The sequence below is a fragment of the Chryseobacterium sp. PCH239 genome, assembly GCF_018924625.1.
GTDB lineage: Bacteria > Bacteroidota > Bacteroidia > Flavobacteriales > Weeksellaceae > Chryseobacterium > Chryseobacterium cucumeris.
In genome coordinates this window covers 3,676,731-3,690,000 of sequence record NZ_CP073027.1, presented here as the reverse complement: position 1 = coordinate 3,690,000, position 13,270 = coordinate 3,676,731, and the positions used below count along the sequence as shown (strand labels likewise).

General features: G+C 36.7%; 9 protein-coding genes, 2 tRNA genes and 2 rRNA genes (1 of these 13 running past the window's edge). All 13 read right to left on the bottom strand.

From position 1 onward, the window contains the following. Positions 1-58, bottom strand: a 23S ribosomal RNA gene (locus tag KBP46_RS17075); it reaches 2,697 nt to the left of the window's first position. A gap of 153 nt (positions 59-211) precedes the next feature. Continuing rightward, a tRNA-Ala gene (locus KBP46_RS17070) sits at positions 212-285 on the bottom strand. Positions 286-372: 87 nt separating this feature from the next. Beyond that, positions 373-446: transfer RNA gene (locus tag KBP46_RS17065), tRNA-Ile, on the bottom strand. A 220-nt stretch (positions 447-666) separates the two neighbouring features. Continuing rightward, a 16S ribosomal RNA gene (locus tag KBP46_RS17060) occupies positions 667-2,183 on the bottom strand. The 16S and 23S rRNA genes sit together here with 2 tRNA genes alongside, the layout of an rRNA operon. A gap of 881 nt (positions 2,184-3,064) precedes the next feature. Continuing rightward, on the bottom strand, positions 3,065-3,742 hold the full coding sequence (locus tag KBP46_RS17055; RefSeq protein WP_120233191.1) for a hypothetical protein: 678 nt from the start codon (positions 3,740-3,742) through the stop codon (positions 3,065-3,067). 10 nt (positions 3,743-3,752) lie between these two features. Further along, positions 3,753-4,613 (bottom strand): dTDP-4-dehydrorhamnose reductase, encoded by an 861-nt coding sequence (rfbD, locus tag KBP46_RS17050; protein WP_062675927.1) that lies wholly within the window; start codon positions 4,611-4,613, stop codon positions 3,753-3,755. A 47-nt stretch (positions 4,614-4,660) separates the two neighbouring features. Next, positions 4,661-5,146, bottom strand: coding sequence for a thioesterase family protein (locus KBP46_RS17045; protein WP_062675928.1), 486 nt, complete (start codon positions 5,144-5,146; stop codon positions 4,661-4,663). 70 nt (positions 5,147-5,216) lie between these two features. Continuing rightward, positions 5,217-5,720, bottom strand: coding sequence for an OmpH family outer membrane protein (locus KBP46_RS17040; RefSeq protein WP_062675929.1), 504 nt, complete (start codon positions 5,718-5,720; stop codon positions 5,217-5,219). Positions 5,721-5,785: 65 nt separating this feature from the next. Beyond that, positions 5,786-6,340 (bottom strand): OmpH family outer membrane protein, encoded by a 555-nt coding sequence (locus KBP46_RS17035; protein WP_120233324.1) that lies wholly within the window; start codon positions 6,338-6,340, stop codon positions 5,786-5,788. Positions 6,341-6,348: 8 nt separating this feature from the next. After that, positions 6,349-8,883: an outer membrane protein assembly factor BamA gene (bamA, locus tag KBP46_RS17030; protein WP_123277696.1), complete on the bottom strand. Its 2,535-nt coding sequence runs from the start codon at positions 8,881-8,883 to the stop codon at positions 6,349-6,351. 28 nt (positions 8,884-8,911) lie between these two features. Further along, positions 8,912-9,661 (bottom strand): isoprenyl transferase, encoded by a 750-nt coding sequence (locus KBP46_RS17025; protein WP_062675930.1) that lies wholly within the window; start codon positions 9,659-9,661, stop codon positions 8,912-8,914. Between the two features lies 1 nt (position 9,662). Further along, positions 9,663-10,538 carry a DUF6089 family protein gene (locus tag KBP46_RS17020; RefSeq protein WP_216443769.1) on the bottom strand — a complete coding sequence of 292 codons (876 nt, stop codon included), beginning with the start codon at positions 10,536-10,538 and terminating at the stop codon, positions 9,663-9,665. Between the two features lie 227 nt (positions 10,539-10,765). After that, the gene (locus KBP46_RS17015) at positions 10,766-13,270 is read right to left on the bottom strand and encodes a polysaccharide biosynthesis tyrosine autokinase (RefSeq protein WP_216443768.1); all 2,505 of its coding nucleotides are present in this window, start codon (positions 13,268-13,270) and stop codon (positions 10,766-10,768) included.

The following is a 13,270-nucleotide window of genomic DNA, read 5'->3' as shown; positions in this document are numbered from 1 at the left end:
CGTCCTTCGTCGCCTCTGAAAGCCTAGGCATCCGCCATACGCCCTTAACGATTTCTTTCCTATTGGTTACTCAAGCGCTTTATGCGCTCGGTTTTCTCTTTGTGATGTCTTTACCGTTAATGTCAATGATCTTAATTTCTTTCTTTCAAACTGATGAACAAATGTTGTTTTTGGCTCCATTCGTAACTTTTAAATCAGTCCTCCAAAACTGTGGAGAATAAGGGAGTCGAACCCTTGACCTCCTGCGTGCAAGGCAGGCGCTCTAGCCAGCTGAGCTAATTCCCCCTCTAGTAGACTTTAGATATCAGATTCCAGATCTCAGACCTAAATGTCTGATGTCTAATAGCTGATCTCTTCCTGTCTTTCAATTAGTAGTCTCGGGCAGGCTCGAACTGCCGACCTCTACATTATCAGTGTAGCGCTCTAACCAGCTGAGCTACGAGACTGTCTTTTAGACGTAAAAGATGATAGACTGATAGATAACAGACTAATTTCTTCGTCTTTCTCTCTCTGCTTTTATCTTCTTTGCCTCTCTCAATCCCTTTACTAATTTCTAGTGGGTTTTGTATTTTTATATATCAACCAAACAAAAAACTAAAGCTATGCTTTAAGTAAGTATTTTGTATCTTACGATACTGATTTTGTTTAACGTCCTAAGACGCTCTAAAATGAGATGTTCCAGCCGCACCTTCCGGTACGGCTACCTTGTTACGACTTAGCCCTAGTTACCTGTTTTACCCTAGGCAGCTCCTGTTACGGTCACCGACTTCAGGTACCCCAGACTTCCATGGCTTGACGGGCGGTGTGTACAAGGCCCGGGAACGTATTCACCGCGCCATGGCTGATGCGCGATTACTAGCGATTCCAGCTTCATAGAGTCGAGTTGCAGACTCCAATCCGAACTGAGACCGGCTTTCGAGATTTGCATCACTTCGCAGTGTAGCTGCCCTCTGTACCGGCCATTGTATTACGTGTGTGGCCCAAGGCGTAAGGGCCGTGATGATTTGACGTCATCCCCACCTTCCTCTCTACTTGCGTAGGCAGTCTCACTAGAGTCCCCAACTTAATGATGGCAACTAGTGACAGGGGTTGCGCTCGTTGCAGGACTTAACCTAACACCTCACGGCACGAGCTGACGACAACCATGCAGCACCTTGAAAAATGTCCGAAGAAAAGTCTATTTCTAAACCTGTCATTTCCCATTTAAGCCTTGGTAAGGTTCCTCGCGTATCATCGAATTAAACCACATAATCCACCGCTTGTGCGGGCCCCCGTCAATTCCTTTGAGTTTCAAACTTGCGTTCGTACTCCCCAGGTGGCTAACTTATCACTTTCGCTTAGTCTCTGAAACTTACATTCCAAAAACGAGTTAGCATCGTTTACGGCGTGGACTACCAGGGTATCTAATCCTGTTCGCTCCCCACGCTTTCGTCCATCAGCGTCAGTTGTTGCTTAGTAACCTGCCTTCGCAATTGGTGTTCTAAGTAATATCTATGCATTTCACCGCTACACTACTTATTCCAGCTACTTCAACAACACTCAAGACCTGCAGTATCAATGGCAGTTTCACAGTTAAGCTGTGAGATTTCACCACTGACTTACAGATCCGCCTACGGACCCTTTAAACCCAATAAATCCGGATAACGCTTGCACCCTCCGTATTACCGCGGCTGCTGGCACGGAGTTAGCCGGTGCTTATTCGTATAGTACCTTCAGCTACCCTCACGAGGGTAGGTTTATCCCTATACAAAAGAAGTTTACAACCCATAGGGCCGTCGTCCTTCACGCGGGATGGCTGGATCAGGCTCTCACCCATTGTCCAATATTCCTCACTGCTGCCTCCCGTAGGAGTCTGGTCCGTGTCTCAGTACCAGTGTGGGGGATCACCCTCTCAGGCCCCCTAAAGATCGTAGACTTGGTGAGCCGTTACCTCACCAACTATCTAATCTTGCGCGTGCCCATCTCTATCCACCGGAGTTTTCAATACCGAATGATGCCATTCAGTATATTATGGGGTATTAATCTTCCTTTCGAAAGGCTATCCCCCAGATAAAGGCAGGTTGCACACGTGTTCCGCACCCGTACGCCGCTCTCAAGATCCCGAAAGATCTCTACCGCTCGGCTTGCATGTGTTAGGCCTCCCGCTAGCGTTCATCCTGAGCCAGGATCAAACTCTCCATTGTATGTTTGTCTGACTCACTCAAAGTTTTTAACGCTTTAGTTTTTCCTTACTTGGTTGTTATATTGTATGTCAATGATCTTTATATCTTTCGCTTTTCAACGAAGCAATCTCTCTGTCAGTGTCGCTCCGTATTTGCGAGTGCAAAAGTAAAACTTTATTTTTTAATGACCAAATGTTTTTGAAGAAAATTTTAAAGTTTTTTAAGTAACCTTAATCCTTCTCAAAACTTCAATCTCTATACTCCTGCGCTCCCTCTAATTGGGATTGCAAAGATACAAACTCTTTTTAAACTGACAACTTTTTTTACAAAAAATTTTAAAGTTTTTTTCGTCCGTCTCTTTTTTAAAGTAATATCGTTTCTACCTATCTAAAGGCTCTTCTGCGCTACTGAATGTCTTTCGTTTTTCAGTGGGGCAAAGATAGTAACTTCATACAACGCAAAACAAGTTTATTTAACATAAATTTCATATTCGGATAGGTTTTTATCCTAATCAGCTGGAAGGCAGAGAGAAAAATTTTAAACATTTGTTTGGAGGAATGGACGAGAGGGGATTATTCGGCCGATGAGATGTGGGATTTTGGGGGTGGAACATCAAATAAGGTATCTATAATAATAAGGTGCAGGTTTGAATTGAATTCAGATGGAGGGAGTATCTTTATTAAATGGGATTCATTAGACTAAGCTCAGGATTGTAGCCCGTTTCCTATTGATATATATAATAAGATAAGGGAAGATTTTCAATAAAGCCTGTAAAAAATGTGACTGGAAATACATTTGAGCTAAAGCTCAGTACAAAGATTATATAAAAGAACGGGCTGAAGCCCGTTCCTATTGTTGATTTATATAGGCCAAAACCTACAATTGTTTAGTATAGAATGTTTCTAAGGTTTGATTTCCTTATATATTACGCTCAAAAACTCAGCGTAGGACTTCTCCAGGCCAATAATATCCCCGGATTTCAGATTCAAACCTCCTACTCCTGAATTATCTGGTTTTACTTTTAGAGAAGAAACCTGAAAATAGAGGTTGTCATCATTAGCTTTTGGCTGAACTTTCACCGTAGAGCCTAAAAGTTTTTTGGTTGAGATGGTATAAATTTCTCCCGGGACAATTTTTAATTTTAAAAAAGATCTTGGAGAGATTGTATAATCTTTACGGTTGATGTTGATCTTTTGATCTTTTTCAGAAGAGGCAAATATATACATCTCACCATGTTTAGCTGCTAGTTTTTCTTTGGGTGTATAATATAAAGCGATTTTATAATTGGCAGCATTGAATGCCTGAGGTGTACCATCAACATTTTCGAAAGGTTTTAATTCGAATGTATTGGCACCAATCTCTTTTGCTTTTTTATATACCAGAGAAAATACGAGTGCATCATCTTTTGAAAAACCCTGTACTTCTACTTCTCCTAAATAAATAGCATCTGCTACGGCTTCTTTTCTTAGTAAGAATTTATCTGAGTTGTCATTTGTTTTTTCAACTCTGGTCATATAAACATTTTGTGCGCTCCACAACTGGATACATAACACGGAAAAGAGGATTGCAATATTTTTCATATATATAGTATTAGTGTGAAAGGATATCGACACATTCTTCAAGACTGTTTTCCCAATGCTTAGGTTCTATTTTGTAAACTTCCTCTATTTTATCCAAAGACATTGTACTTCTTACAGGTCTTTGGGCAGGTGTTGGGTACTGTTCGGTTGTTAATGGATTTAATTTTATTGATGATTTTGAAAATTCAGCAATTTTTCTGGCAAATTCAAACCAGGTTGTCTCCGGATAGTTTGAGAAGTGGAAAATCCCATAGGTTTTCTGTGGCGTTTCAATAATCCTCATAATAGCTTCTGCCAAATCGTTTGCGTTAGTAGGCTGCCCAAACTGATCAGCAACGATTCCCAGCTCTTCTTTTTGAGAGAAAAGATTTAACATTGTTTTCACAAAATTCTTATTAAATTCAGAATACAGCCATGAAGTTCTTAGGATGATTGTTTTTGGATTAATTTCCAGAGCAAGCTCTTCTCCTTCTCTTTTTGATGCACCATATACTCCTATCGGGTTTGTAAAATCATCTTCAGAGTATGGAAGATTTGTGGTACCATCAAAAACATAATCTGTAGAAACATGAATCAGAACAGATTTATAATCTGCGCATGCCTGAGCAAGATGAGCTACTCCACCAGCATTTACGGCAAAGGCTTTTTCTTTTTCTTTTTCCGCCAGATCAACTGCGGTATATGCAGAGGCATTGATGCAATAATCAGGTTTGTTATCATAAAAGAAATCATTCACCTGCTCTTCATTGGTAACATCTAAAATGGATGAGTCTGTAAATAAGAATTCATATAGATGTTCAAAATCCGGAGCAATCTTTTTTATGCAGTTTCCTAATTGTCCGTTACTCCCTATTACTGCTATTTTTTTCATTTGTTTATTATTAATTTTTAAATTGGGACCTTCAACAAGAAGTAGGTTTAAGAGTTCTTGGCATTCTGAGATCTTAAGAACTTCACTCTTGACTGGAAGTCTTTTTGGATAAGATCTACATAAAATTTATCAAAAATTTCTTTGATATCTTCGGGATGAACTTCAGATTTTCTTGTTTTGACATTAAAATAAATAACGGTTACCCAAAGTACAGCATGAATTGTTTTTTCATCAAGGCTTTTCATCAGAATTTCGACTTTTGCTGTTCTATCCTGTACATCGATGGTCTTGCTGCTGATCACTACCTGTGTATTATATCTTACTTCTTTCAGATAGGCTATTTCATTTTGAATAGCAATCCAGGTACAGCCGGTTTGCTTGGTATATTCTTCATAGGTAAATCCATAAAATGTTTCTACATGATCTTCCCGGGCATTGAACATATACTCAAGATATTTTACATTATTCAAATGTCCGATTGGATCACAGTCACTAAACCTAACTTTGACCGTAGTTGATACTTCTTTTTCCATTCGGCAAAAATAAAAAAACCACCTCTAAAAGAGGTGGTTAGTTTTATAAATCTTTGTTAATTTGCTGAAATTATTGAATTCCTAGTTCTTTCTTCACAGCTGGAGTTGCGTCTGGTCCTGCTTTATAAAGGAATGCTGTTGAGTTTGCATCCATAATATAATCATATCCACTAGCTTTAGCTACTTTTTCTACGGCATCGTTTAATTTTTTCTCAATAGGAGCGAAAGCTACATCTTGTTTAGACTGAAGATCTTTTTGAGCTTTTTCCTGCATTTGCTGGATTTCTTCAGCTAATTTTTTCATTTCTGCTTCTCTAGCATTGTTTTCCTCAGCTGTTTTCTTAGGAGCTTCAGTTTGGTATTGCTGATATTTAGTTTGAGCTGCGTCAGCTTTTTTCTTAATCTCAGCTTGTTTAGTATCCAAGAATGTTTTAAGATCAGCATCTGCTTTCTTTTTCTCCGGCATTGCGTTAAGAACTCCCATTACATCTAAAGTAGCAATTTTTTGAGCTTTTGCCATACCTACAGATACAACCATCATTACTGCTGCAAATAATACACTTAATTTTTTCATAACTGGTAAATAAATAATTTAATTTGTTTTTAGATTTTAAAATATAGCAAAAGTTAATTCTCTGATTATTTTTTGCCTTTGCTATTTGTCTTTTCCTTCTTGTCTGTCCCTTTTAATAGAATAGACAATACTTTTTCGGTGTAATCATATTTTGACTGAAGGAAAATAACACTAATGTTATTGCTTTTATCAAGAACTATGCCCAAGCCATTTTTTTCGGACATTGTTTTGATAGCTCCCCAAATCTGATCCTGAAATGGCTGAACAAGATTTGTTCTCAGTTTTGTAATTTCACCGTTAGCTCCAAAACGTAAGCTTGTTGTTGTTTTAATATTTTTATCAAGATCGGTAACTTCTTTTTCTCTAAGTTTAAGCTGGTCACCTATCAATAAAACTTTTTCACTTTCAAAAGCAGCCTTTTTTCTTTCATATTCAGACTGAAGGCTTTGAAGTTCAGATTCCCAGGTATCAATCTGAGAATTCAACCTAGCTTCAGCTTCTTTATACTGAGGTAATTTATTCAAAATTTCATTAGTATCCACTACTCCTATTTTTTGGGCATTGTTCAACCCGAAAAGCAAGAGGAATGCGAACGTGAAAATTATTTTAAAGTGCTTCATATTTATAATTATAATGTTTGGTTCATCAAGAAGTGGTTTCTCCATCCAGACTTATCACCAGAAATAGTCTTATCAAGACCTAGTGCAAAGTCGAATCCGATCAATCCAAATGCTCCCATATAAACTCTTACACCAATTCCAACAGATCTTTTCAACTGGAATGGGCTGTAAGAACTCCATGAATTCCATACGTTACCACCTTCAGCGAATGTCAATGCGTAGATTTTTGCAGTCTGGCTCATTGAGATCGGATATCTTAATTCTAAAGTAAATCTGTTATAGATTGTACCTCCTCCTTTCTGTGTAATATCTTCTGCCTGGCCTCCTTCTGTAGTGGCATTTTCATAACCTCTTAAAGGAATCAATTCTCTACCATCATATCGACCTCCGAAAAGACCTGTTCCTCCCATATAGAATCTTTCGAATGGCGGAGCACCCAATTGGCTGTTATATCCATCCATGAATCCCATTTCTGCAGAAGATCTCAAGACCAGTTTTCCAATGATTTCATTGTAAACATCTGCTTTAAACTTGATTTTATAGAATTCCATCCACTTATATTTGTCAATGGCAGACATTGTGGAGTAATCTTTCTTCTTAAACAATGAGTATGGAGGAGTCAGTTTTGCTGAAAGCTCGATATTGGATCCAGTTGTTGGGAAAATTGGGTCAATACCTGCAGAGTTTCTGCTCAATCCTAAGTTGACACTGAAGTTATTGGCAGTACCATTATTTTCAGTGGAATCTCCAAACTGGAATGGATAGTTTTTGAAGTCATACTTCTGGAACTGTAAACCAGTATAAAGAGAGAAATAGTCATCCGGCCAGTTCAATAGTCTGTTCAGACCTACTGAAGCAGAGAAAATGTTCAATTTCTGAGCGTCTCCATATTGATCTGTATATCTTACTCTTGAGTTATTCAAACTTACAGAAAGAGCTGTTGGTCTTGTACCAAATAGCCAAGGTTCAGTGAATGATACTCCATAGTTCTGGAAGTACTGTCCTGCCTGCACCTGAACCGAGAACGTTTGTCCGTCTCCCTGAGGTACCGGTTTGAAATCTTTAAACTTAAGGAAATTCTTTAATGAGAAGTTATTAAATGTTAATCCTAAAGTACCGATGAAGCTGTTACCACCGTAACCTGCCTGTAGCTGAACCTGAGAAGATCCTTTTTCTACTAGTTTCCAGTTGATATCTACAGTATTATCCACCTGATTTGGCTGGATATCCTGTCCGATTTGCTGAGGGTCAAAGAATGACATCCCTGCTAAATCGAAATAGGTTCTCTTAATTTCTGTTTTCTTGAATAGCTCTCCTGGTTTTGTTCTTAGTGCTCTAAGAATTACGTGATCATGGGTTGTTGTATTCCCTTGCCATGTTACCTTATTCCAGGTAGCCTGCTCACCTTCATTAATTCTCACTTCAAGATTTACAGCATCTCCTGTTACTGATTTTTCAACAGGTGTTACGTTTGAGAAAAGATAACCATTGTTCATGTAAACAGATTTAATATCTGAATCATCCTCTTTACCTCCGTCTTCACCAACTTTTTTGTTGAAACCTACAGCATCGTAGATATCACCTTTCTTATATCCTAATAATCTTTGTAAATATTCTGTCGCGTATACAGTATTACCCGTGAATGTAACATCCCCGATATAATATTTTTTACCCTCGCTAAGTTTTACATTGATTTCGTAGTTATTTCTTTTGTTTCTCCATACTGAATCTGAAACAATTTTAGCGTCTCTGTATCCGAGGGAGTTGTAATAACTGATAAGACTTTGCTTGTCTTCCTGATATTTATCTTCAATGAATTTTGAGGACTTTAATATTCCACCGATACCGAAACGCTTTTGCTTAGTTTCTTTGAAAGCTTTATTTCTAAGTTTTCTATCGGTTACATTATCGTTTCCTTCAAATTCAATATGATCAATTTTGATTCTTTTACCCTTATCTACATTGATTGTCCAGTCTACCAAAGAAGGATCACCTGCATTGACTTTATCCTCAATAGTGATTTTAGCATCTGCAAAACCTTTTTTGATATAATCTTTAGGAACATGGGTTTTAAGGCTTGAAACTAAGTTCTGAGTAATCTTAGTTCCTGGTTTAAGGTTATTATCCTTTGCCAGTTTTTCACTTTTAGATTTACCGATTCCTTTTCCTGCAAATTTAACTTCTCCAAGTTCTTTCAGATCCTGCAGATGAAATTTCAGAACAATCGTTTGTCCTTCAATACTTTGAACATAAACTTCCACTTCAGAAAAAGATTGGGTATCCCAAAGCTTTTTTACAGCGTTGCTGATTTTCTGTCCCGGAATGTCTACACTTTCTCCTTTTGTAAGGCCCGTAAATCTTAAGATCTGAGCTGGTGTATATTTTTTTACCCCATCTACAACGATGTCTTTAAGTGTATAAGTTCCTGCCTCATTTTCTGCATGTACAGCATTATTTACTTTTGTGCTGTCTTGTGGAGTTACTTGTCCATAAAAATGTGCAGAAGCAGCAAACATAATGATGGGTAATAGTCTAAACTTCATTTTATCGAGTCTTTCTTTTCTTAAAATTTTATTGGCCATTTACCTGTTCACCGGTTAAACCATATCTTCTTTCCTTGTTTTGATAATCAACAATACATTGGAAGAAAATATCTTTGGTGAAATCCGGCCACAGAACATTTAAAAACTGTAATTCTGCATAAGCAATCTGCCAAAGCAGGAAGTTGCTTATCCTTATTTCGCCGCTGGTTCTGATCAGTAAATCTACAGGAGGAAAATCTTTTGTATAAAGATAGTTTTCGAATAAACTTTCGTTTATATTTTCTATCTCTACTTTTCCCTCTTTTACATCAGAACTTATATTTTTTACGGCTTCCAGTATTTCATTTTGCGAGCCATAGCTAATAGCCAATACAAGGTTTCCTTTTGTGTTTTCTTTTGTAAGCTCTACCACACGTTCCAACTGCTCTTTTACTATTGTAGGCAGTTTCTCAAGATTCCCTATAACATGCATTCTCAATCCTTTGCTGAAGATCTCTTCTGCTTCCAGCAGTAAGGTCTCTACCAACAGATTCATAAGGGTATTCACTTCTTCACTTGGACGATTCCAATTTTCTGAAGAGAATGTATACAGTGTTAAATAAGGGATATTAATCTCATTACATGCATTAATGGCATTTCTTACCGCATTAATAGCATTTTTGTGACCGAAAGTTCTTTCTTCGCCACGAGATTTTGCCCATCTCCCATTACCATCCATAATGATGGCTACGTGTTTTGGTAAATTCTCAGAATTTATTTTTTCTTTAATCAACGACATATTATTCACAATAACATGGAGGTCTTCCGAACGAATATGTAAGTCCTAAACTGAAAGTATTTATCCAGTCGTTGGATCTTCCATCTCCAATATTTCTCTTTTTAATAAACTCTGCTTCTCTTTCTTTAGAAACCGCATAATAATTTCCTGACTGTAATAATGAACCACCTGTAGCGGGATCCAAAATATCAGCATTAAAAGAAGTTTTTACATCTTTGGAAAGGATCTTACTATGATCCAACTGATCCGTCAATGTATATCTGAATGTAGCTTCTGCAAATATAGCCCAGGAATGGTTGAATTTATACTTCAAACCCACCCCAAAAGGAATATGCATAGTTACTTTTTTCCCTAGTGAATAATCTGTGGTGGTTGTAAAATCCAATTCATTGATCGGAGCTTGTGCTACACCATCAGCATCTCTCCTGAAATCATTTACAAGAGTAGCTTTAGGAGCATCAAACATCAAAGCACCGATACCTCCGAAGATGTAAGGGCTCACCATGCTGATCTGCTCATTATTTACAGGGAAAAAGTTATATTCAAACATTAAACTCGCCTCATACACATTGTTTTTTCCGTATGAGTTTCTATTTCTTCTATAATCTTCTTTCGCCGCTTTATCACTAAACTGAATCTGATTGTATCCCAAATCCAATCTAACGGTCTGATGCGGATTAAAATTAAATCTATATAATAAACCACCATAAAATGGGATGCCCCAATCTGACGCTCTGCTTAAATCCAACGGCTTCTGTAAAATATAATTTGTCCTTCCTACATCTCCCACTAGGTTACTCATACCTAGACGAACTCCCAATTCGTTTCTTTGTGCTTTAACACTTACCACTCCAAGGAAGGCAAGGAAGCTAAACAATAATTTTTATTCATAAAAGAATATGGATTTATGGTTATTTTAAAATTTAATTTTTGCAAATATAAAACATTTTTATATTAATGATAATCTTAATGTTTAGTTAAAAATAAACAAAAAAACATAATTTGTTATAAAGTAAACGGCAAAGTGGCAAAAATATTCTTTTTTTCATAGAATGAAAATACTTTAAATATGAAAAAACCCCCATTAAATGAGGGTTTAATGCTTTATTTTTTGTTGAATAATACCTGTACTTTATTTCTGATCCTTATCAGTAATGGCTCTTTATAATTTTTATCTTCATCAAAATAACCGTAACCATAGCCATATCCATAACCGTAACCATAGCCATATCCGTAGCCTTGCTTGGTATTATAGTCATTATAGACAAGTCCTAAATTATTAACTTCGTCATTATGATACTTTTCAGTAATCATTTTAAGCATATATTTTTCTGTGTATTCATGGCGTACAACATAAATATTAGCATCCGAATACTTCATCAGCTCATAGGAGTCCGCCACAAGCCCTACAGGTGGTGAATCTATAATAATGAAATCGTATTTTTCTTTAAGTTCTTCTATAAATCTGATATTTTTCTGGCTCATTAATAGCTCAGATGGATTTGGAGGGATAGGACCTGAAGTAGCAACATCAAGATTAGGGATCTTGGTTTTGTTAATAATCTGGTCAATATCTACTTCACCTGTAAGATAATTTGAGATCCCATATTTATTATCAATCTTAAAGTCTCCAAAGATTTTCGGTTTTCTAAGGTCCATTCCTAATAAGATTGTTTTTTTATCACTTAATCCTATTACGGATGCCAGATTGATAGAGATATAAGTTTTTCCTTCTCCCCCAATGGATGAAGTAATCAAAATAACTTTTCCTTTTTCACTTTCATTGTCCATCAGGAATCTCATATTGGCTCTTATTCCCCTGAAGGCTTCTGATACAGATGATTTTGGCTGCTCCAGAACGGTAAGCATATTTTCATTGCTGTTATTTCCTATTACTCCGAGAAGTGGAATTTTTGTAGCACTTAAAAGCTCTTTAATATTTCTGATTTTACTGTCTAATACTTCACCTACAAAGATAAAGAGTAATGGAAGCAGCAACAATCCAGAGATAATGGCAGTTTTCGCTAACTTGACATTAGGCCCGATAGGTCTTTGTCCCAGATTTTTTGCAGGGTCAATCACTGTAATATCGGATTGATTGGTCGCCATTCTCATCTTAGTATCACTCTGTCTTCCCAGAAGACTATTATAAGTAGCCTCGATCATATTATAACCTCTTTCTGCATCCAGATATCTTCTTTCTTTTTCAGGATAAGATGCTAAATCTGAATTGGCTCCTGAAATATCACGGTCAATTTTGTTGATCTCATCATAATATCTGCTATAATATCCTCTTAAGCTATTCGATGATCCCATTCTTGCTTCATCAATAAGCCTGTTGATTTCTCTCATCGGCTCTGATGAAGGCTTATAAATAGAAGCCATTTCTGCTTTTTTGGTATACAGAGCTTTCAGTTCAGAAACGGTTGCTGAGAATACGCCATCTTCAAAACCAGCAGCATTGGTTCCGATCATTTTATCAAAATTTTGAGACTGCAGCGTGTTCTTTATATTGTTAAGTGAATTGATTTTGCTTATGATATCAGCTTTTTTAGCTTCCAACTCTTTTATTTTCTCAAGAGATTTTTCATCTCTGTCTTTAATATTATAAAGCTTTTCTGAGGTTTTTAAATAATTCAGCACATTAGCACTTGAATCAAGCTTTTTACGGATATTATCCAGATTTTCTTTTAAAAAGATGTCTGTGTTTTTATTAACTATATTTTTATCAGCCAATCTCTTTTTTTGTAATTCTGCAACAGATTTATTAAGGAAATTAACTGTACTATTAAGATTATATCCTGTTTTGGTAATAATCATAATGGATCTGATCTCTTTATCAAAGTCAACACCTGTAGTAGAAACAATCTCATTTACACTCTCATTTACTGAGTTCAGTTTTACAATGATATTATCCAACTTGATTTTAGTGGGAACAGGATTTCTAACCAGTCTGAATCTCAGGTTTGGGGAATTGTACCACTCATTGATTTTAATGATTTTATCAGCGGGTCTGCTATATGCGTTGATACTCTGGAAGCCTTCAATCTCATAATTATACAAGTTGGTAGATTCTCCTTCTTCGGGTAAAACTACTTGATAGGCTCCATCTCCTTTGGGTATCAGGGTAATAGGATAATTAATCTGCTGAAGATGTTTTTTATCGATCTGAAGAAAGACAGGTGAGTCATCTTTATCCAGATAGGTAGATTTTATCAGTCCTTTAGTAGAATAATTGACAAAAAGGTCAAGTTCTTTTACCAAAAATTCGTTATGCGATCTGGATAAAAGCATTTTCTTCAGATAAAGTCCATCCTGATTTCCGGTATCTCCCCAAATGAAGTTGATAGATTGATTAGCCTGTGTTGGTAAAAACTCAGACCCTTTACTGGAAGTACTTAATGATAAATCTGATGCATAAATATTTTGTGCATAGTAGTGAGTGTATCCCCATGCAAGCGTATAGCCAATAAAAAACATGAATACAAACCAATACCAGTTCTTAAGAACCCTTCTTAAAAAGTGTTCTAAATCAAATAATGCAAATGATCCATACTTTTCTTTCTGAGAATTATTCTTCTCTGCAGCGTTTACTCTTTCTGGAATCAT

What these genes read in the sequence shown, in the direction of transcription:
- KBP46_RS17055 (WP_120233191.1), bottom strand. Translation starts at nt 3,742, where the DNA reads ATGAAAAATATTGCAATCCTCTTTTCCGTGTTATGTATCCAGTTGTGG.
- rfbD (WP_062675927.1), bottom strand. Translation starts at nt 4,613, where the DNA reads ATGAAAAAAATAGCAGTAATAGGGAGTAACGGACAATTAGGAAACTGC.
- KBP46_RS17045 (WP_062675928.1), bottom strand. Translation starts at nt 5,146, where the DNA reads ATGGAAAAAGAAGTATCAACTACGGTCAAAGTTAGGTTTAGTGACTGT.
- KBP46_RS17040 (WP_062675929.1), bottom strand. Translation starts at nt 5,720, where the DNA reads ATGAAAAAATTAAGTGTATTATTTGCAGCAGTAATGATGGTTGTATCT.
- KBP46_RS17035 (WP_120233324.1), bottom strand. Translation starts at nt 6,340, where the DNA reads ATGAAGCACTTTAAAATAATTTTCACGTTCGCATTCCTCTTGCTTTTC.
- bamA (WP_123277696.1), bottom strand. Translation starts at nt 8,883, where the DNA reads ATGAAGTTTAGACTATTACCCATCATTATGTTTGCTGCTTCTGCACAT.
- KBP46_RS17025 (WP_062675930.1), bottom strand. Translation starts at nt 9,661, where the DNA reads ATGTCGTTGATTAAAGAAAAAATAAATTCTGAGAATTTACCAAAACAC.
- KBP46_RS17015 (WP_216443768.1), bottom strand. Translation starts at nt 13,270, where the DNA reads ATGATTCCAGAAAGAGTAAACGCTGCAGAGAAGAATAATTCTCAGAAA.